We start from the raw sequence: 20,073 nt of genomic DNA on the forward strand, positions 1-20,073 counted from the left end.
AAGATTATTAATTCAAAAACTATTTACTTATGGCATCAACAACAGAAACAGGACACGCAAAAAACGTAGCTAACTTTCAAGATTTAATTGAATTCGTTACAGGTTATGGAACTACTTACAATCCATCAAAAGCAAGTTTAAAACTACCGCAACTTATCGCATTAAAAGCATCTGCCGAAAGCAATTTAGCAGACGTAATTACAAAAAACACAAACTACAACAATAAAGTAAACGAACGCATCACCGCTTTCAGCGGTTTGAAAGCCTACTCTACTCGTTTAGTAAACGCTTTACAAACAACCGATGCAACACCAGAAACAGTTGGCAACGCAAAAACTTTTAATAGAAAGCTACAAGGCAAAAAAGCGTCTGCTTCGCAAACGCCAACCGACCCAAACACGCCAGCACCAACAACAATTTCTACAAGTCAACAATCTTACGACCAACTTATACAACATCTTGCGGGCTTAAACTCCGTTTTAGATGCTGAACCAAGCTACACACCAAACGAAACAGATTTACAGGTAGCCACCATCCAAACTAAAATTGCCGAACTGACCGCAAAAAATACAGCCGTTGCAACAGCATACACAAGTATAAGCAATTCAAGAATTGCAAGAAACGAAACGTTATATTCTGCAACCACAGGATTAGTTGAAACCGCCAACGAAGTAAAGAAATACGTTAAATCAGTATTCGGAGCAAGCAGTCCACAATTTGCACAGGTAAAAGGAATAGAGTTCAAGAAACCAAAAATATAAACCTACCGCAAAAAGAAATCTTGCTACAACTAAAAGAAATAGAGCAACATCAATAAAACTTATTGCTACCGCAATAAGTTTTATTATGTCCGCTATTAAGAATATATTAACCACAAGTAGAAATATAACAACCGCTAAAAGAATTATAGTAACCGCCAAAAGAAATATGATATCCGCAGAAAGAAATACAACAACCGCCAAAAGAATTATAGCAACCGCAGAAAGGGAACTGTTAACCTCTTTGAAATAGAAATTTAGTACTGAAAAAGAAGTGCAGCCACCAACAGCGGTTTGGCGCAATTGGGGTTTTAGGCAAACTTCAAAGTTAGTTTTGTACTTGGAAGTTCGGTCTTTAATTTATACATTTGGCTAACCAAATCCCCAACTGACGCCAAGCCACGAGACGTTATGGGCTAGTTTCGAGCAACAAACTGCTAAAAAGAAACCCATTTAGAAAATACAAGTCGAAAATAATTTGAGTAAATGTGGAAAACCGTAAAATGATTCCAAATACTAACTTTAATTTAGCTAAAACAAAAGTGGAGTTCAGAAACCACTAAAAAAACGAGGTCAACTCTAAAAACCATATTTTTAGAAACAAAAAAATTAATATTATGAAAAAAAAGCTTTTACAAATCGCACTAATTTTTAGTTTTTTCACATTGTGTGCATTTACTACTATCAATTCGAACAAAATACTTGTTGCGAAGGAAACTACTGTTACAACTAAATATGAAGAAGGTTGGAAAGACGGACATTGCGAAGGTTGGAAAGAAGAGAAAGGAAAAAACGCATACTGTCCTTACGCACCATATGCACCTTATCCAGCATATCCAAAATCATCTGATTCATATAGAGATGGGTATAATGATGGGTATCGAAGAGGAATGAGCGATGCTCGAAAATAAAATTTATTTGAAATGATAAGTTTCGCTTTATGATTAAAATGGCATCAATTTTTTTAATCATAAAGTGAATTTATTAAATCCGCCTACAAAAACCAGCCCATAACCGCCGTTTGGCAATATGGCGGGTTTAGGCTTAATTTGAAGATGGTTTTGTACTTGAAAAATTAGTCATTAACCGAAAGTTTAGGCTTTCTTAATCCGCCACATCGCCAAGCGGCCAAACGTTACCAGCAACTTTAACCGAAATCTTACAAAATGACAAAATCCTTAAAAAAAATTGCTCTCTTCTTAGTTTTTTTCAGCTTGAATTTAACTTATGCTCAAAACAAAGAAGTAGATTCTCTGATTCAGAAAATAGACAATAAAGACGCGTATATTGTTTTAACAAAAACAACTTCACCAAGAGTAAAAGGAAATAACGCTAAAAGAATTATCGAAATTGGAAAAACTGCTTCTCCAGAATTAATTAAAATTTTAGACAGCCAAAACAGAGGAATCATTGCTCATTTTATTCTTTCCGAAATTTGGAAAAACATTTGGGATGAAGAAGTTTGCTGTAATATTAGAAATGTTGGAGAAATTGAAATTTTCACAATCAATGGACTTGAAATTCAAGTTGAAAATAACACATTGTATTCGACGCCTGAAAATCTAAAAAAGAATCAAAAAATTTGGAAAGAGAATTGCCATGTATAAAAGCAGCTGGTAACAGCCGTTTCTCGCAATTGCGAATTTTGTTGTAAGTTCACGTTCACGTTTCGCAAGAATTTTTATCTTTAACAGAAAATAATTCGTTCCGAAGTTCGCAACTGACGAGAAGCGGCGGAACGTTACCAGCAACCCTAAAAGACGACAGTGCTAAACATGAACAGACAGAAAAACGACATAAAAGCCAACCGCACATTTAGCACATTTGGTTTTGCCCGACACACAAGCCAACGCTTCGCAAAACCAAAAGAGCTAAATTTTGCCAACGCACCGACAGACAATAAAAAGTAGAACATGAACAAAAAAGACTTATCAGAAGCCGACATAAAAGAGAAGTTTATCACTCCTGCTGTTACAAAGGCAGGTTGGGACGAACACGCTCAACTTGGACGGGAAATATTTTTTACTGACGGACGCATTTATGTGAAAGGTAAAATTACAGCAAGAGGTAAACGAAAATTTGCAGATTACATTCTGTTTTACAAACCAAACGTTCCTATTGCAATCATTGAGGCAAAAGACAACAACCATTCTGTAAAGGCTGGCATTCAACAAGCATTAGGTTACGCCAACACGTTGGACATTCCTTTTGTGTTTAGTAGCAACGGAGACGGCTTTTATTTTCACGACAAGACCGTTACAAGCGGAAACATAGAAACCGAACTTTCAAATGACGAATTCCCAAGTCCTGAAGAACTATGGGAGAAATACAAAAAATATAAAGGCATAGAAGACAAAGAAGTTGAAAACGTAATTTCAACCGACTATTTTTTAGACGGCTCTGGTCGTTCCCCAAGATATTACCAACAAATTGCCATTAACAGAACCATTGAAGCAGTTGCGAAAAAACAAGACAGAATTCTTTTGGTTATGGCAACGGGAACTGGAAAAACTTACACGGCTTTTCAAATCATTTACAGACTTTGGAAAAGTGGAGCAAAAAAAAGAATTCTGTTTTTAGCAGACAGAACTTCACTTATTGACCAAACTGCAAGAGGAGATTTTAGGCATTTCAAAGATGCAATGACAATCATAAAACACAAGCAAATTGACACAGCTTACAATGTATATTTAGCATTGTATCAAGGCTTGTCAGACAGCAAATCAGATGATGCTTACAAACAATTCAGTCCAGAATTTTTTGATTTAATCGTAGTTGATGAGTGCCACAGAGGAAGTGCAAAAGAAGATAGCAAGTGGCGTGAAATATTAGATTATTTCAAAACCGCAACACATTTGGGCATGACAGCCACACCAAAGGAAACAACCGAAACTTCAAACATTCATTATTTCGGTGAACCAGTTTACACTTATTCACTTAGACAAGGTATTGACGATGGTTTTCTTGCTCCTTACAAAGTAATCAAAGTAACACTTGACATTGATGCCGAAGGTTGGCGACCAACAAAAGGCTTTTTAGATAAGAACGGAAACCCCGTTGAGGATAGAATTTACAACAGAACCGATTTTGATAAAAACATTGTTGTAGATGAACGCAGAGAATTAGTTGCAAGAAAAATAACAGAATTTCTTAAAGGAAATGACCGTTTTGCAAAGACAATTGTTTTTTGCATTGATATTGAGCATGCCGAAGGCATGCGAACCGCATTGGCTAACGCCAATGCCGATTTGGTTGCTCAAAACAATAAGTATGTAATGCAAATTACTGGCGATAACGAAGAGGGAAAGAGAGAGTTAGACAGTTTTATAAATCCAAGTGAACGCTATCCAGTTATTGCGACAACTTCTAAATTAATGACTACTGGAGTTGATGCTCAAACTTGCAAACTAATTGTATTGGATAGTAATATCGGTTCACCGACAGAGTTCAAACAAATAATTGGCAGAGGAACAAGAATTAATGAAGAATACGGAAAAACGTATTTTACCATTATGGATTTTAGAAATGTAACCAATCTTTTTGCAGACCCTAATTTTGATGGCGACCCTGTAATGATTAAAGATGTTACAGAAGATGATGATATTTCTGGAACAGATGATGAAATAACAGATGAACCAATAGTTGATGTAGTTGATGGCGGTGATGTTGATTTTCCCACTCCTGAACCACCAACAATAACAGGCGGTGGCACAATAACCGACCCTCCAAATCCAAGAGAAAAAATAAGAGTAAACGGAGTTGAAGTTAGAATTGTTAATGAAAGAGTTCAATATTTAGGAGGAGACGGACAAATAATAACTGAAAGTCTAAAAGATTACACCAAGAAAAATGTAATAGAAAAATACGCAACGCTTGAAACGTTTTTGAATTCATGGAAAAACGCTGACAAGAAAAAAGCAATCGTTGAAGCGTTAGAACAACAAGGAATTTTCTTTGAAGCCTTAAAGGAAGAAATCGGAAAAGACTTTGACCCTTTTGATTTGATTTGTCATGTTGCTTTTGAAGCAAAACCATTGACACGAAAAGAACGAGCAAACAACGTAAAGAAAAGAAACTACTTTACGAAATATGGAGAAAAAGCACAATCTGTTATTAAAAGTTTACTTGACAAATACGCAGATGATGATTTATTGACTATTGAAAGTTTAGATGTTTTAAAACTTGACCCATTAAACAAATTAGGTTCGCCACTTGAAATAATTAATGCTTTTGGTGGAAAAGAAAATTACATACAAGCATTAAAAGAATTGGAAAACGAACTTTATAAAGCAGCATAAAAAATGGCAAATGTAGGTGCAGTAGTAAACGGTATAAGAAATATAATGAGACAAGACAGAGGTATCTCTGGCGATGCTCAACGATTAGAACAATTGGGCTGGATGTTGTTTCTTAAAATCATGGACGACAAAGACAAAGAGTTAGAAGTTATAAAAGACAATTATGTTTCAGTAATTCCTGAAAAATTCCAATGGAGAAATTGGGCAACTGACCCTGAAGGAATAACAGGTGATGAATTGCTAAACTTTATTGATAATAACAGTGAAAAAGAAAATGAAAAAGGTCTGTTTTCTGCTTTACGGAATTTAACTAAAAAAAATGCAAGTAAAAGAGCAATTCTAGTTCAAGAGGTTTTTGAGGGTAATAATAATTACATGAAGTCGGGATATGAATTACGAAAAGTTATTAATAAACTTAATGAAATTGACTTTACAAAATCAGAGGACAAACACGTTTTTGGAAATATTTACGAAACTATTTTACAGGAATTAAGAGATGCAGGTAACAAAGGCGAATATTATACTCCAAGAGCAGTAACTCAATTAATGACAATGCTCACCAATCCTAAATTAGGTGATAAAGTATTAGACCCTGCCGCTGGAACTGGCGGTTTCTTAACAGCAGCAATTGACCATGTTCGTGACCATTTTGTGAAAACAGTTGATGACGAAGCGATTTTGCAAAACTCAATAACAGGTTGGGAATTAAAACCAGTAGCTTATGTTTTAGGTTTGACAAATCTAATACTTCACGAAATGGATTTGCCCGACTATCATTATATTGACAGTTTAAAAAAGGAATACAATAGTATTGGCAAAAAGGACAAAGTAGATGTAATACTTGCTAATCCTCCATTCGGTGCAAGCATAGCTGACGGTGTAGAAACAAATTTTCCTGCAAATTATAGATGCAAAGAAAGTGCTGATTTATTTATTGTATTAATGATTCAGCTTTTAAAAGACAATGGAAAATGTGCAATCGTATTGCCCGATGGTTCTATAACTGGTGAAGGTATCAAAGCTAGAATACGAGAAAAATTACTATCGGACTGCAATTTACATACGATTATAAGACTTCCGCAAAGCACATTTTTCCCTGCAACAGTTTCAACAAACCTATTATTTTTTGAGAAGGGAACACCAACCAAAGAGATATGGTATTATGAACATAAATTACCCGAAGGACAAAAAAGCTATTCAAAATTAAAACCGATTCGATTTGAAGAATTTAATCCAATTATTGAATGGTGGGATAATCGTGTTGAAACTGAATTTGCATACAAGATAAATATTGAGGATTTAAAAGAATGGGATTTAAATGTAACAAATCCCAACAAAAAGGAAGACGTTAAAAAATCTCCAAAACAATTATTTTCTTTATTTGAAAAATCCCAAATCAACATAAATAATGAAATAAAAGAACTTACAAATGAAATACTAGAAAAACCAACAGGTATTTTGGAATCATTAGTTAGTCAAAATATAGATTTATTCAAAACAAAAGAATCTGTTTCGGTTCTTCGTGACGCTATTTTACTTGAAGCGATAACGGGTAAATTGACTTCTAATTGGCGAGAAAAAAACAAAAGCAAAGAATCCGTAATTGAATTACTGAAAAAGGTAAAATTAGAAAAGGATAAAAAAATTAAAGACAAACAAATAAAACCTGACAAAGAAAAAAGAACTATCGACAAATCAATAATACCATACGAAATTCCAAATGAATGGCAGTTTGCCTACTTTAATGATATTTCAAATTTTCAAATTGGAAAAACACCAGCAACAAAACAAATGGAATATTGGTCGCAAGGCGAATTCAATTGGCTAAGCATTGGCGACATGGAACATTATGGTTCGATATTACATACTTCAAAAAAAATCACAAAAGATGCTGTTAAGGAAGTTTTTAACGGACAACTACCAAGTCCTGCTGAAACCTTATTAATGAGTTTTAAATTAACTATTGGGAAGATGTCTATTACAAAAATAGCAACCTACCACAATGAAGCAATAATCTCAATTTATCCATACACAAACATTGAAAGAGATTATTTATTTTACTTGTTACCTATCGTTACAAAACTTTCTATTTCTAAAAAAGTATTGATGGGTCAAACTTTTAATTCTAAATCATTGACAGATTTAATCGTTCCAATTCCTACAAACGCAGAGCAATTAGAAATAGTTAAAAGAGTTAAGCACTTAATGGATAAATGTAAAAATATCGAAGCGAAACTTATTGAACACAATGAATTGTCAATGCAATTAATACAATCAGCAATAGAAGACCATTTTGTAAAAAACTAATAAAATGCCAACGCTAAAGTCATACACATTTGCAAGCCACACAAGCCAGCCCACGAGCCAAAGCTTGCAAAAGAGTATGCCTTTCCAACCGCACAGACACAGCGACACAGCGGACAGGCAAACCACGAAAGACAGAAGGGCAGCTGGTAACAGCGGTTTTGCAAAATGGCGGGTTCAGTGCTTCTATGACAGTTTAGTGCAAGGTTCAACATTCGGAATTCTAATGAACATTTGTGCTGAAAATCCGCCACTTCGCAAAGCCGCAAAACGTTAGCAGCAACTTAAATTCAAATCGCTTAAAACCAAGAACTTAATGAAAAATATTAAAATTAAAAGCGTAATTTACATAGCACTAATATGTTTTTTTAGTACAAAATTTTATGCACAAAATCAATGGAATTTAAATTCTTATCACAATTACTCCTCCTACATTGATCTCAATTGCTCTAATAACGGAGAAAGTAACGGAACAGAAAGTTTTGTATTTTATGCAGATAATAAATCTAATTCTAAAATATCTTTTACTGTTAATTATACAATTACTGATAATTGTGGGAAATCACACACTGGATCATGGAGTTCATACGGAACAGAAGCTGGACAGAGAGAAAGTAATTTTCAATCAGTCTATACAGGTTGTCCAACACAAAAAGGTAAGGGGCATACAGTTAAAAACATAAGTTGTACGGTTACAAATTTTAAAGATTTGTCTAAAAATGAAAGTAATTCAAAATCATCTACTAATACTTCAGCCAATTCTTCTATTCCTCCTGCCGAATCTACGAGTCAAAAGCAAGAGCGTTTTGTAGAAATGAATAAACAAAAAGAAGCAAATTCTGAAGAATTTGTTGAAAATGCAACCGAATTTGTAGGTTTAGTTGGAAACGCCTTGGCAACAAATAGAGCAAGCAGAGATAAAAAAGAAGTAAAAAAGGAAGAAGAAAGAAAAAAAATTGAAGCAGAAAAAGAAAAAGTAAAATTGGAACGATTAGCAATCATCAATGATAATATAAAACTAGCAGAAGCAGGTGAAAATAGTGCAATTATTAAGCTAGCAACTGCATATATGCAATTAGATGATTATGTATCTGCAGAAAAATGGTATACAAAATCAGCAAACGATAATAATAGCATGCTCGGCATGATAGGAATGGCTCAATTAACCAGACTTATAATTGCTAACAAATGGCAACTTTTAAAAGGTTCAAAACTAAATAATGAATTAGAAGCTAAAGCACAAGTAGAAGTAGATTGGCTAATAAAAGCAGCGCGTTTAGATAATGAAGAAGCATATCGTTATCTAATAGGTTATTATAAAAATATGGTAGTGTACCAAGAAAATGGTGTTTTTAAATATTTCGACTTAGCCAATATAAAGCCATGGAATAGCTTTAAAAATAATGAAAACATTCTTAATGCATTAATTGAAGGTGCACATAAAATGCATGTAATTCCATTACAGTTTTTAAATGCCTATTATGAAAAAGAGTGTCGAAAAATATATGAAAAAGGAATGAAACAATACGAGCAAGGTGATTTACCTAATGCATTGATTAGTATGACCAAAGCCGCATCAATGTTTTCTGCTGAAGGTTTATGCATTCTTTCTATTATGTATTCGCAAGGACAAGCTACAAGTGTCAAAGAAGAAGAAGGATTTGCATTAGCTATGAAATCGGCAAAAATTGGTTACAAGCAAGGGATGCTATTAGTTGCAATGTGTTATAACAATGGAGTAGGTGTTCCAGCTAGTGAAGTTGAAGCTGAAAAATGGGAGCAAAAAGCAGCTCAAATCAAGAATTGAAAATTAAACAACTTTTAAGTTGTGCCATAATTAATAATCTTTAAAGAAACTAATGCCATACATATTTATATTCATTTTGTCGATATTATACCATAGCAGAACTACAGATTTATTGTTTATTAGTGATAAATCAATAAACAAAGCTGCTGCTAACACACGTTTGGCGCAATTGCGAATTTTGTGGTAAATTCACGTTTACGTTTCGCAAGAAATATTATCTTGGTGGAAAATAATCAGTTCCGAAGTTCGCAACTGACGCCAAGCGTGGGAACGTTGTCATACAGTTTAGTACGAAACACAAAACCCTACCGTGTGATGATAGGGTTTTGAAAGAAAAAGGGAGGAACCCAATGTTTGTGCTTAGTAAGTAATATTTGTTTGTTTAAGCTTGGGTAACAAGGGTTGTTGCAAAAGAGCTTAAACGTAATTGGAGGTTCTAATTACCGCCGAAAACAGAATTACATTATCAAGTATAATCATCCTCTCTTAATTTAAAAAATAGAAACCGAAATAGAAAACCAAATAATTATGATTGATTTAGCAACATTAAAATCTTTATTACGTAAAATTGAAAATATTTCTCATGTAAATAAAACAGACAAAGCGTATTATGATGCTACCGAATTAGCAATGGAGCTTTCTGAAAAACTTCCTAAAAATAAAAATATACAAATAGATATTAAAATCTTAAAAAAATATAATTCAAAAGGGAGTGACAAAATGAAAAGATATGTTATCGATGAATTCAAACAAGAATCGATATACGATATTATGAAAGTTATTTCAGATTTTGAAAATAATCCCCCCAACGACCTTTAAGTAAAATAAATTCTAATTCTGCTTCCGTATTACATTCATATCTGTCTGCAATTACAATTCTTTCTCCATAAAGAAAATAGGTTAGACTAAAAATATGTTCTTCTTCAAAATTTTGAACTTGCACATAGTTATCATTTCCTAAATCGTGATTATATTGTAAAAATCCATCGTGATTTTCATCCAATACAAACTTATATTTATCAACTAAAATATTGTGGATTAAAAACATAGTGTTTAAGTATTAATCAGCAGAATGGAAAGTGTAACCGCCCATAAAACCGATATGACAACAGCTATTTTGAGTTAGTGGGGTTTTAGTGGAATTACCGTTTCGCAACGAAACTCTATAAAACAGAAAGTATATCTCTCCGTTACCCCCACCATCTCAAAGTAGCGTAAACGTTGTGCGTAATGTTGCCAAAAAATCGGAGAAATGGAAAACTTTAGAAAAAATATCGAACAAATGTTGAAACCTTATCGAGAAATCGAAAAGATGACTGAACCAATTAGAAAGATACAAAATCAACTTCCAAATTTCTCTATTCCTAAAGTATTTGAGCCTACAATAAAATTTCAAGAAAGTATAAACGAAACTTTATTGAAATTTGAAAAATCTTTTGAGAAGATAAATAAGATTTACATTCAAATACCAAAATTTGAAAATCCAATTTTAGAACAATTGGAAGCATTCAAAGGAATCGGCGAAAGACTTAAAGAATACACAGAAAAGACTCCCGAAAATTTCCTATTAATAGCTCAAAATGGGTGGTTTATAGATTTAGAATGTCACCTTAATTTACCTGCCAAAGTTGCACACGAAATACTGAACGGCAATATAGAAAATGCAAATAAGTTACTTGTAGAATATTATACTGAAAATCTTGAACAAATCTTTGAAAGTTTGAAAAGAAGGCATCCAAATAGAGAACAAATTTTATTACAAACATTAAGTGCTTTTAAATCGGAAAACTACAGTTTACTAATTCCTACTGTGTTGACACAAGTCGATGGAATATGTTTTGATTTTACAAAAAAGAAATTTTTTATCAAAGAAAAAAACAACAATTTTTTACCACAAGTTACTTCTGAATTAGAAAAATCAGTTGATACTTTTTTAGATTTATATTTATCTCCTCTACAAAATCAAACTCCAATTATGGTAAGAGAAAAAGACATTAATCAATTCCCTTGTCATCTAAATCGACACGAAATTTTACACGGAATTAATACTGACTATGGAACAAAAATTAATAGTTTAAAAGTAATTTCTCTTTTAAAATATATATCGGATTTGTTAACTGACCTTGATAAATAAAAACACTACGCACAACAGCGGTTTGCAAAAATGGCGAAATATGTGGTAAATTCACGTTTATCTTTCGCAAGAAATTTTATCTTAGCCGAAAATAATCGGTCACGAAGTTCGCCACTTCTGCAAGCCGCGACACGTTACCAGCAACTTTAACCGAAATCTTACAAAATGACAAAATCCTTAAAAAAAATTGCTCTCTTCTTAGTTTTTTTCAGCTTGAATTTAACTTATGCTCAAAACAAAGAAGTAGATTCTCTGATTCAGAAAATAGACAATAAAGACGCGTATATTGTTTTAACAAAAACAACTTCACCAAGAGTAAAAGGAAATAACGCTAAAAGAATTATCGAAATTGGAAAAACTGCTTCTCCAGAATTAATTAAAATTTTAGACAGCCAAAACAGAGGAATCATTGCTCATTTTATTCTTTCCGAAATTTGGAAAAACATTTGGGATGAAGAAGTTTGCTGTAATATTAGAAATGTTGGAGAAATTGAAATTTTCACAATCAATGGACTTGAAATTCAAGTTGAAAATAACACATTGTATTCGACGCCTGAAAATCTAAAAAAGAATCAAAAAATTTGGAAAGAGAATTGCCATGTATAAAAGCAGCTGGTAACAGCCGTTTCTCGCAATTGCGAATTTTGTTGTAAGTTCACGTTCACGTTTCGCAAGAATTTTTATCTTTAACAGAAAATAATTCGTTCCGAAGTTCGCAACTGACGAGAAGCGGCGGAACGTTAGCAAACAGTTTGGTCGTGCGCAACAGAACAAAATCTTAAAAATGAAAAATATTCTTTTAATATTATCGATATTCCTGATTTTATTATCAAGTTGCAATAAATCTGCACCGAAAAAAGAAGATAATCTAAAGTTTGTAAGAACTTGGTTTGACACCGTTCAAGGAATGCCTTTAAAAGAAAAATTGATTATTAAAGAAAATAAAACTTTTGAATTTTCAAGTCGCGCTTGTCAAGATGGTTCTAAAAGTAACGGAACGTGGAAAATAGAAAATGATACTATAATATTAAAAAGTATTAAACTGAAAGGTTGTTTATTTCAGCACGAATTTGGATTTTGTATAATTGTTGGTGACAATAGTTATTTTGAAAATAATAAAACAATAAAAGGTTGTGAACCAAGCGGTCGAGATTCAAGTTATGAAATTTTTGAAAATGAAAAATTCTATATAAGAAATGACACTTTAATTCACGTAAATAAAAAAAATGCACCTTGTCCGAATCTGAAAATAGCATATTCAATGAAAGAAAAAATTCGAAAAGTATATAGTAAATAAAAAAACCGATTTGCTAACAGCGGTTTTGCAAGATTGCGAAATATGTGGTAAATTCACGTTTATCTTTCGCAAGAAATTTTATCTTAGCAGAAAAATCTCGGTTACGAAGTTCGCAACCTCGCAAAGCCACGAAACGTTATGTGCCATATTACTAGAACGAAAACGTAAAGAACTATGTTTAATTGGTTTAAAAAAGAAAAAGGAATTGAAAATCCAATCGAGATTTCAATAACGGGAATTAATCCTCAAACAGAAAACGAATTCTTATTTTATGATTTCGTAGAAAGAGAATATGCACCGCATTTAGAAAAATGGTTTGAAAAAGCAAAACAGACAGGTTTGAAATTTAAACCTCAATATGAATATGCAATTCAACAAAAAGTGAAATACAATAACTTTAAAAATCCTCATTCATTTCCAGAGTATTTTGAAAATAAATTTGATTTTATTGCAATTGACTTTGAAACTGCAAACAAAAATAGAATTAGTGCTTGTGCTATTGGTTTAGTTTTTATCAAAGACTTCAAAATTGTATTTTCAAAAAAACATTTTATAAAACCACCAAAAGGTGAAGAATTTTCATCATTCCATTCCAACATTCATAAAATTTATGAAGAAGACGTTGAACACAGTTTTACTTTTGAAGAACTTTGGGAAGATGAATTTTCAAAATACTTTAATGACAATTTAATTGTATTACATAATGCAAGTATGGATTTAAGTATTTTAAAAAACTTGTTTGAACATTTTTCAATTAAAAACTTTGACATTGACTATATTGACACTATGCAACTAGCAGAAAAAAGTGGTAATCCAAAAAAACTAACCGAACTTGCCGAAAAATTTGGTATTGAAATAGAAAATCATCACGACCCAATCTCAGACGCAAAAGCCTGTGCAATGATTTATAATGAACTTATTGATATTTATCCAAAACATAAAGATTTAGTAAGAACATTAAACAACTTTAAATCTATTTCAGCCGTTGACAATTATTTTGCAAAACAAGCAACTGAAGAAGTGAAATCAGAAAACGTGGATTTTGTTAATAAATATAAAATTTCATCAGCACAACTAAACGAAATGGAAATTCAAGACAACAATTTTGTTGTAACAGGAAAATTTGCTTTTGGAAGAGAAAATGTAGAGAATTTCATATTGAAAAAAGGAGGTATTTTAAAACCCGGAATTACAAGCAAAATAAACTTTGTAATTATTGGTGAAGATTATGGTTGGTCAAAAATTCAAAAAATAAACGACCTTAATGAAAACAAAAAAACAGAAATTAAAATACTAACAGAAATGGAATTACAAGAAATAATTAAAAAATACGGCACATAACAGCAGTTTGGCAAAATGGCGGGTTCAGTGCTAAAATGAACATTCAGTTTTCAAATGAAGTTTAGTGCTAAATTGAAAGTAAGTGCTTCAAAATCCGCCACTTCGCCAAGCTGCAAAACGTTAGTGGCAATACTATCACGAAACCGCAAAACAAGAACACAAAATAAAATATGGACGCAGGAAAACGAACAATTAACGACATTTTTAACGGAAACAGAATTTTAGAAATTCCATTTTTTCAAAGAGCTTATGTTTGGGGAAATGACCAATGGGAAAGACTTTTGGAGGATATGGAAAACGTAAGTTTATCTAACAAACCATATTTTTTAGGTTCAGTAATTCTAAAACAACAACCGACAAACACAGGAAATCAAGTTGGCGACATTAGAACATTAATTGACGGACAACAGCGTTTAACAACTCTAAATATTTTTTTCAAAGTTTTGTGTTTAAAGACAAATCAAAACTCAACTTTTGAACGAATTTTTAAACTTATCAGCAATGACATTGCGTTAAAACACAATCACAACGACATTGATGCGTTTGAAGTTATTTTGAATTTGACCGAAGAAAAAGATTTAGCTGGAGAAGACAGTATAACCAAAGCTTACACTTATTTCTCAAAAAATATTGACCCAACAAAACTCAATTTTCAAAACATACTTTCTAAAATTCTATTCGTAGGAATCGACCTTGACGAAAACGAAGACGAACAGCAAATTTTTGACACCATAAATTCGTTAGGCGTTAAATTGACAACTGCCGAATTATTGAAAAACTATTTTTTCAATCGCACAGAAATAAATTCATATAATGTTTATTGGAAAAACGTCTTTGAAAAAGATGACGAAACCAAAAATTATTGGGATAGAGAAATTACAACTGGTCGTTTAAAAAGAACTTTCATTGACTTATTTTTCTATTCATATCTTCAAATCAAAATTCAAGAAAACACGTTTTCGGTAAAAACCGAAGACAAAATAGAATTTTCAAAAGTTGAGCAACTTTTTGAATCCTACAAAAAATTCATAAAGGAATATTTGAACAACGACAAAAACGCAATTCTTGCAGAACTAAAAGAATATGCGTTGATTTTCCAAGAAAGTTTCGACTACGACATCATCGAAAATGAATTGACAGACGAATATGGCGTTGAAAGAATTAATGCAATTATTTTCGGACTTGAAACTTCTACCTTAATTCCTTACGTTTTATATGTTTTGAAAAACGTAACAGACCAACAAACGAAAAAAGAATTGTTTGAGTTTTTGGAAAGTTTCATAATGCGAAGAATGGTTGTTCACGCAAATACAAAAAATTACAACCAATTATTTACTGACCGATTAATTTCTCATCAAATTCTTTCAAAACAAGAATTTACAGACTTTTTAGAAACACAATCTGACAGAATTAACTTTTTTCCAACAGACGATGAACTGAAAAACGGTTTTCATTCAGAAATTTTAGTAAACAAGCAATCCGCAGGTATTTTGTATTTACTTGAATCGAAAATCAGAAATAGAAGTTTACAATCGACACAAGTTTTAGGAATTAGCAAATACAGTTTAGAGCATTTAATGCCAAAAAAATGGGAAAACCATTGGGGAAAATTAAGCAATCAAGAAGACAGAATTAAAAGAAACAGAAAACTTTTAACGCTTGGAAACTTGACAATTATCACTCAATCTTTGAACGCAACAATCCGAGATTCAAGTTGGGCGACAAAGAAAAAAGGAAAGGGCGACAAAAAAGGTTTGTTACAGTATTCTGGCGGACTTGAGACAATTTCAAAATATTTGCAACTTCCAGAATGGAACGAACAGACTATTGAAGAACGAGCAAACGATTTGTACGAACAAGCAAAAACAGTATGGAAAAAATAAGTACTGCCACTAACAAGGGTTTTGCAATAGTGGGGCGAAACTGCAAAGTTCAACGGTTGTTCTTCGATTGAACTTTTGTGCAAAATTGAAATTTTGTGCTTCGATTGCCCCACCATCGCAAAGCCCCAAAACGTTACAAGCAAGCCTAAAAAAACCGACACGACTGACAACAAACGAACAGAAACGAGAAACAAAATGCCAACGCTTCGCAAAATTAAAAGAGGTGTTTTGCCAACGCAATTTCCGACACAAAAACACCACATTTAATTTTGCCCAACCGCACCCAAGCCCACCCACCACCCTATAAGTGGACAGTGAAAATTTCATTTTGACAGACAACCAAACCGAAATAGTGAAATAGTAATAAAAAGTTGATATATTTGCACCAAATGCCGATTAATATGAGTAAGAAAGCAATTAACAGATTAAAAGCAGTTCTAGCTGAACAAGGCAAGACAAACAAATGGCTTGCAGAGCAATTAGACAAAAACGAAACGACTGTTTCTCGTTGGTGTACAAATGAAGTTCAGCCTTCTATGGACAATCTTGTGGCAATTGCTTCACTCTTAAAAGTTGATGTAAGAGAATTAATTAACTCAACAAAAACGACAAAGTAATTATGCAAGTAGAAATCAAAAACAATAAAATAAGAGTGCCTTTGAAAGGCAAAGACGAATGGTTAGTTCTCAAACCCGAAGAACAAGTTCGTCAAGAATACATTTGCAGACTTGTAAATAATTATGGCTTTGACTTAGAGCAAATGGCTCAAGAAATCCAAGTGAGCAATTCTCAACGTGGACAAGGTAGAGCAATGGCGGACATTGTAATTTGGAAAAACGTAAAAGACAAAAGAGAAAATAACAGCCCAATAATAGTTGTTGAATGTAAAGCTGAACATATTACAGTTCGTGAAGAAGATTATTTTCAAGGTTACAATTACGCATCTTGGGCAGGTGCTGACTTTTTCGTAACAACCAATTTAAAAGAAACAAGAATTTTCAAGGTTGTTAAAGGTAAAATCCCAAAGAAACTTGAAGAAGTTGTAAATATTCCTGATGCTAAAACTGTTAATGACGAGAAGAAAATTAACGAGTTATTAAAGCAGACAAAAGCATTTACAAGAGATGAATTTTCAAAACTACTTTTCAAGTGTCACAACATTATTCGTAACAATGACAAACTTTCACCAGAAGCGGCATTTGACGAAATAAGCAAAATCCTTTTCATTAAAATTCGTTACGAAAGAAGTAATTCCGAAAATCAAATTTTCTCAAAGGAAGCTTTCAAGAATGATAAAGCCAGTTATGAGAAATATAAGCCAAAAGACGGCAAAGACTTCTATCAATTTTTGTTTGAGCAAACAAAAGAAGACTTCAAAGATGATGACCTTTTTGAGCAAACAGAAATTATCCGAGTAAGAGAAAATAGTTTTGAGGCAATCGTAGAAGAATTACAAATTTACAACCTTTCGACTACATCTGATGATGTAAAAGGTATTGCCTTTGAGCAATTCCTTGGTAAAACATTTCGAGGAGAGTTAGGTCAATTCTTCACACCTCGAACAATCGTAGATTTTATTGTAGATGTTTTAGACCCACAAGAAAGCGAAGTTATTTGCGATCCTTGTTGTGGTAGCGGTGGGTTTTTGATAAAAGCTTTTGAATATGTAAGAGCAAAAATTGAAAATGAAATCCATTTGGCTAAAGAGAAAATCAAACTTGATTATTATAACGAAGCATACGAAAAACTAAGTGACAAAAAGAAAGCCGAAGTTGACGAAACGGTTAATGATTTATTTTCTAAACTCAATGCAGAATTGGACATCAACAATCCGAAAAGCCGAATTAGAGAATTAAGTTATGACTGCATTTTTGGGACTGATGCAAACCCAAGAATGAGCCGAACTGCAAAAATGAATATGATTATGCACGGTGACGGTCACGGTGGTGTACATCACAATGACGGACTTTTAAACGTGAATGGAATTTTTGAAAATCGTTTTGACATTATCCTCACAAATCCACCATTTGGAAGCAGAGTTGAAAAATCATTAAAAATTACAGAAGCAGACAAATACACGGATATTGATAGAATAAGAAAATACCAAAAAAGATACGGTAGTGCTTATGATGAAGCTTTAAAACAAGTGAATGACAATATCGATAAGCCATTGTTAGACTTATACGAAACTGGCAGTATGAGTACACTTACAGAAGTTTTATTTATAGAACGCTGTTTGAATTTACTGAAGCCAGGCGGAAGAATGGGAATTGTATTACCCGAAGGAGTTTTGAATAATACAAACCTGCAAAAGATTAGGGATTTTGTGGAAAGCAGAGCAAAAATTTTGCTCATAACTTCAATTCCTCAAGATGTATTCATTGCAAGTGGTGCAACTGTGAAACCAAGTTTACTTTTCTTCAAAAAGTTTACAGAAGATGAAGTAAAACAATGGAAATCAGTTTCTACAAAAGCAGAAAGAGATGTTACCAAAAAGTACGAGCCAAAACAAAACCAATTCTTGCAAAACTTGAATTGAAAGGTAAAGAAGCACCTAATACAGAAGAAAAAAAGAAACTAAGAGCAGAATTAAAGCAAATTGAAGAAACAATACTTTTTGAAATTAAAGCTCAAATCAAAAAAGAATTCAATTATCAAATTCCAATTGCAGAAGTAGAAAAAGCCGGAATTAGCAGTACTGGCTCGCAAATAGAAAATGAACTTGAGCCATTAGCCCAAGAGTTTAAAGAATATCGTAAAAAGAATAAACTTTGGACAAACTACATCAAAGAAATTAACTACCAAATTGCAGACGATGAAATTGGAAGAGTTAGAATATTAGATGGTGTAGTTTCTGAACCCGAAGCGTTTTACAATAAATCTAAATATTAATGGAAGCAACTCAAAGTAAATACATTAATACAATTGATTTCCTTGGCTTATTTAGTTGGGATGTAAAAGCATATTTAAGTCAATCAAATACTTTTAATCCATCATTTCCACTTGTACTTTTTGGTGAGTTCTTAAACAAGCCAAATATTGAAAAGATAAAAATAAATGATGAAGATGAATATAAGATTTTAGGTGTACGGTCTTATGGTAAAGGAGTTTTTGCAAATAGAACCGTAAAAGGGAAAACGCTAAAAATGCGTGAATATCAAAAAGCAAAAAACAATCATTTATTTTGGTGTAAGGTAGATACAAAAAATGGTGCTTTCGGTGTTATTAAAGAAGATTTGGCAGACGGTGTTGCATCAAGCAATATGACTTTTGCTGAAATTGATACTACTAAAATAAACGTTGATTTTCTTCAATTACTTTTTAGAAGTAAAGGAGTAATGCAATACTTGGACAGTTTTGTTACTGGAACAACAAACCGAAAGTATATAAGACCAGAACAACTATTGAATGAAATCAAAATACCCTTGCCAAAAGTATCTGAACAAGAAATAATTGTAAATAATTATTTCAATAAAATTGAAATAGCTGATAATTTAATAAAGCAAGCAAGCGACCTGGAAGGCGAAATTGAAAAATATTTTTTAGAACAATTAGGATTAAAACCATTTAGCTTAAAAGAAAAGATAACAAGTCTTCAAACAACAGACTATGCTTCATTAGACCGATGGGATTTCTTCTCAACTGACACTAGAATTGCAATTGAACTAAGAAAATCAAAATTCACTTTAACTTCAATTGGTCAATCCTTTCGGTTTGCAAAACGAAGTTTTAATAAAGGACAATATAAAAAGGAAACTTTTAAGTATATAGAAATTGGAGCAATTGACCCAACAAAAGGAATTCTCCACGCTAAAGAAGTTGCACTTAAAAAAGCACCAAGCAGAGCAACACAAATTGTAAATGAAGGTGATTTGATAATTGGAACAACAAGACCTTATTTAAAGAAGTTTGCAATCGTTACAGAGGAATACAATAATGATGTTTGTTCATCGGGCTTCAGTATAATAGAACCCTCAAAGGAGTATCATTTGCCATATTTGCATCAATTTCTAAAATGCACTTATGGTATTGAACAACTCAAAAACAAAATGACTGGAGGGCTTTATCCTGCAATTACAGAACCCGAACTAAAAGAAATTAAAATTCCTTTCCCTGATGTTGATATTCAAAAAGAGATTATGACATTAATTGAATTGAAAAAGGAAAATATTTTAAACAACAAATCTTCAATTGCATCTATTAGAATTGAAGCCGAACAAGAATTTGAAAAAGCAATATTCAATAATTAGG

15 protein-coding genes and 1 pseudogene are annotated in these 20,073 nt (G+C 32.5%); 15 read left to right on the forward strand and 1 reads right to left on the reverse strand.

The features are described 5' to 3' along the window. Positions 1 to 29 precede the first annotated feature (29 nt). From ACZ2G0_RS13415 to ACZ2G0_RS13445, 7 genes are all read left to right on the forward strand, one after another. A complete protein-coding gene (locus ACZ2G0_RS13415; protein WP_470308030.1) occupies positions 30 to 761 on the forward strand; it encodes a hypothetical protein in 732 nt (243 codons plus the stop codon). A gap of 614 nt (positions 762 to 1,375) precedes the next feature. Continuing rightward, a complete protein-coding gene (locus ACZ2G0_RS13420; protein ID WP_470308031.1) occupies positions 1,376 to 1,669 on the forward strand; it encodes a hypothetical protein in 294 nt (97 codons plus the stop codon). Positions 1,670 to 1,924: 255 nt separating this feature from the next. After that, positions 1,925 to 2,365 carry a hypothetical protein gene (locus tag ACZ2G0_RS13425; RefSeq protein WP_470308032.1) on the forward strand — a complete coding sequence of 147 codons (441 nt, stop codon included), beginning with the start codon at positions 1,925 to 1,927 and terminating at the stop codon, positions 2,363 to 2,365. 306 nt (positions 2,366 to 2,671) lie between these two features. Further along, the gene (hsdR, locus tag ACZ2G0_RS13430; RefSeq protein WP_470308033.1) at positions 2,672 to 5,056 is read left to right on the forward strand and encodes an EcoAI/FtnUII family type I restriction enzme subunit R; all 2,385 of its coding nucleotides are present in this window, start codon (positions 2,672 to 2,674) and stop codon (positions 5,054 to 5,056) included. A gap of 3 nt (positions 5,057 to 5,059) precedes the next feature. After that, a complete protein-coding gene (locus ACZ2G0_RS13435) occupies positions 5,060 to 7,363 on the forward strand; it encodes an N-6 DNA methylase (protein WP_470308034.1) in 2,304 nt (767 codons plus the stop codon). Positions 7,364 to 7,676: 313 nt separating this feature from the next. After that, positions 7,677 to 9,167, forward strand: coding sequence for a tetratricopeptide repeat protein (locus ACZ2G0_RS13440; RefSeq protein WP_470308035.1), 1,491 nt, complete (start codon positions 7,677 to 7,679; stop codon positions 9,165 to 9,167). 528 nt (positions 9,168 to 9,695) lie between these two features. Next, positions 9,696 to 9,986: a hypothetical protein gene (locus ACZ2G0_RS13445; protein ID WP_470308036.1), complete on the forward strand. Its 291-nt coding sequence runs from the start codon at positions 9,696 to 9,698 to the stop codon at positions 9,984 to 9,986. Here ACZ2G0_RS13445 and ACZ2G0_RS13450 read toward each other — a convergent pair. Then, positions 9,946 to 10,215 carry a hypothetical protein gene (locus ACZ2G0_RS13450; RefSeq protein WP_470308037.1) on the reverse strand — a complete coding sequence of 90 codons (270 nt, stop codon included), beginning with the start codon at positions 10,213 to 10,215 and terminating at the stop codon, positions 9,946 to 9,948. The two genes, ACZ2G0_RS13445 and ACZ2G0_RS13450, sit on opposite strands and share 41 nt — an antisense overlap. A gap of 204 nt (positions 10,216 to 10,419) precedes the next feature. Between ACZ2G0_RS13450 and ACZ2G0_RS13455 the strand changes: the two genes are divergently transcribed. The 8 genes and pseudogenes from ACZ2G0_RS13455 to ACZ2G0_RS13490 all read left to right on the forward strand — a co-directional run bounded on the left by ACZ2G0_RS13455 (position 10,420) and on the right by ACZ2G0_RS13490 (position 20,072). Continuing rightward, the gene (locus ACZ2G0_RS13455; protein ID WP_470308038.1) at positions 10,420 to 11,301 is read left to right on the forward strand and encodes a hypothetical protein; all 882 of its coding nucleotides are present in this window, start codon (positions 10,420 to 10,422) and stop codon (positions 11,299 to 11,301) included. 165 nt (positions 11,302 to 11,466) lie between these two features. Then, positions 11,467 to 11,907 carry a hypothetical protein gene (locus ACZ2G0_RS13460; RefSeq protein WP_470308032.1) on the forward strand — a complete coding sequence of 147 codons (441 nt, stop codon included), beginning with the start codon at positions 11,467 to 11,469 and terminating at the stop codon, positions 11,905 to 11,907. A 178-nt stretch (positions 11,908 to 12,085) separates the two neighbouring features. Further along, positions 12,086 to 12,598: a hypothetical protein gene (locus ACZ2G0_RS13465; protein ID WP_470308039.1), complete on the forward strand. Its 513-nt coding sequence runs from the start codon at positions 12,086 to 12,088 to the stop codon at positions 12,596 to 12,598. Between the two features lie 174 nt (positions 12,599 to 12,772). Further along, positions 12,773 to 13,939 carry an exonuclease domain-containing protein gene (locus ACZ2G0_RS13470; RefSeq protein ID WP_231836600.1) on the forward strand — a complete coding sequence of 389 codons (1,167 nt, stop codon included), beginning with the start codon at positions 12,773 to 12,775 and terminating at the stop codon, positions 13,937 to 13,939. A 170-nt stretch (positions 13,940 to 14,109) separates the two neighbouring features. Then, on the forward strand, positions 14,110 to 15,822 hold the full coding sequence (locus ACZ2G0_RS13475; RefSeq protein WP_470308040.1) for a DUF262 domain-containing protein: 1,713 nt from the start codon (positions 14,110 to 14,112) through the stop codon (positions 15,820 to 15,822). Positions 15,823 to 16,223: 401 nt separating this feature from the next. Continuing rightward, positions 16,224 to 16,439 (forward strand): helix-turn-helix transcriptional regulator, encoded by a 216-nt coding sequence (locus tag ACZ2G0_RS13480; protein WP_470308041.1) that lies wholly within the window; start codon positions 16,224 to 16,226, stop codon positions 16,437 to 16,439. A 2-nt stretch (positions 16,440 to 16,441) separates the two neighbouring features. Beyond that, positions 16,442 to 18,714, forward strand: a pseudogene (locus ACZ2G0_RS13485) (N-6 DNA methylase). Then, the gene (locus ACZ2G0_RS13490; protein ID WP_470308042.1) at positions 18,714 to 20,072 is read left to right on the forward strand and encodes a restriction endonuclease subunit S; all 1,359 of its coding nucleotides are present in this window, start codon (positions 18,714 to 18,716) and stop codon (positions 20,070 to 20,072) included. Before ACZ2G0_RS13485 ends, ACZ2G0_RS13490 begins: the two are co-directional and overlap by 1 nt. Position 20,073 lies beyond the last annotated feature (1 nt).

Source organism: Flavobacterium sp. KKT103 (assembly GCF_055640565.1).

Coding starts and splice junctions, on each gene's coding strand:
- ACZ2G0_RS13480 (WP_470308041.1), top strand. CDS start 16,224: ATGAGTAAGAAAGCAATTAACAGATTAAAAGCAGTTCTAGCTGAACAA.
- ACZ2G0_RS13440 (WP_470308035.1), top strand. CDS start 7,677: ATGAAAAATATTAAAATTAAAAGCGTAATTTACATAGCACTAATATGT.
- ACZ2G0_RS13425 (WP_470308032.1), top strand. CDS start 1,925: ATGACAAAATCCTTAAAAAAAATTGCTCTCTTCTTAGTTTTTTTCAGC.
- ACZ2G0_RS13475 (WP_470308040.1), top strand. CDS start 14,110: ATGGACGCAGGAAAACGAACAATTAACGACATTTTTAACGGAAACAGA.
- hsdR (WP_470308033.1), top strand. CDS start 2,672: ATGAACAAAAAAGACTTATCAGAAGCCGACATAAAAGAGAAGTTTATC.
- ACZ2G0_RS13445 (WP_470308036.1), top strand. CDS start 9,696: ATGATTGATTTAGCAACATTAAAATCTTTATTACGTAAAATTGAAAAT.
- ACZ2G0_RS13460 (WP_470308032.1), top strand. CDS start 11,467: ATGACAAAATCCTTAAAAAAAATTGCTCTCTTCTTAGTTTTTTTCAGC.
- ACZ2G0_RS13455 (WP_470308038.1), top strand. CDS start 10,420: ATGGAAAACTTTAGAAAAAATATCGAACAAATGTTGAAACCTTATCGA.
- ACZ2G0_RS13420 (WP_470308031.1), top strand. CDS start 1,376: ATGAAAAAAAAGCTTTTACAAATCGCACTAATTTTTAGTTTTTTCACA.
- ACZ2G0_RS13465 (WP_470308039.1), top strand. CDS start 12,086: ATGAAAAATATTCTTTTAATATTATCGATATTCCTGATTTTATTATCA.
- ACZ2G0_RS13435 (WP_470308034.1), top strand. CDS start 5,060: ATGGCAAATGTAGGTGCAGTAGTAAACGGTATAAGAAATATAATGAGA.
- ACZ2G0_RS13450 (WP_470308037.1), bottom strand. CDS start 10,215: ATGTTTTTAATCCACAATATTTTAGTTGATAAATATAAGTTTGTATTG.
- ACZ2G0_RS13415 (WP_470308030.1), top strand. CDS start 30: ATGGCATCAACAACAGAAACAGGACACGCAAAAAACGTAGCTAACTTT.
- ACZ2G0_RS13470 (WP_231836600.1), top strand. CDS start 12,773: ATGTTTAATTGGTTTAAAAAAGAAAAAGGAATTGAAAATCCAATCGAG.
- ACZ2G0_RS13490 (WP_470308042.1), top strand. CDS start 18,714: ATGGAAGCAACTCAAAGTAAATACATTAATACAATTGATTTCCTTGGC.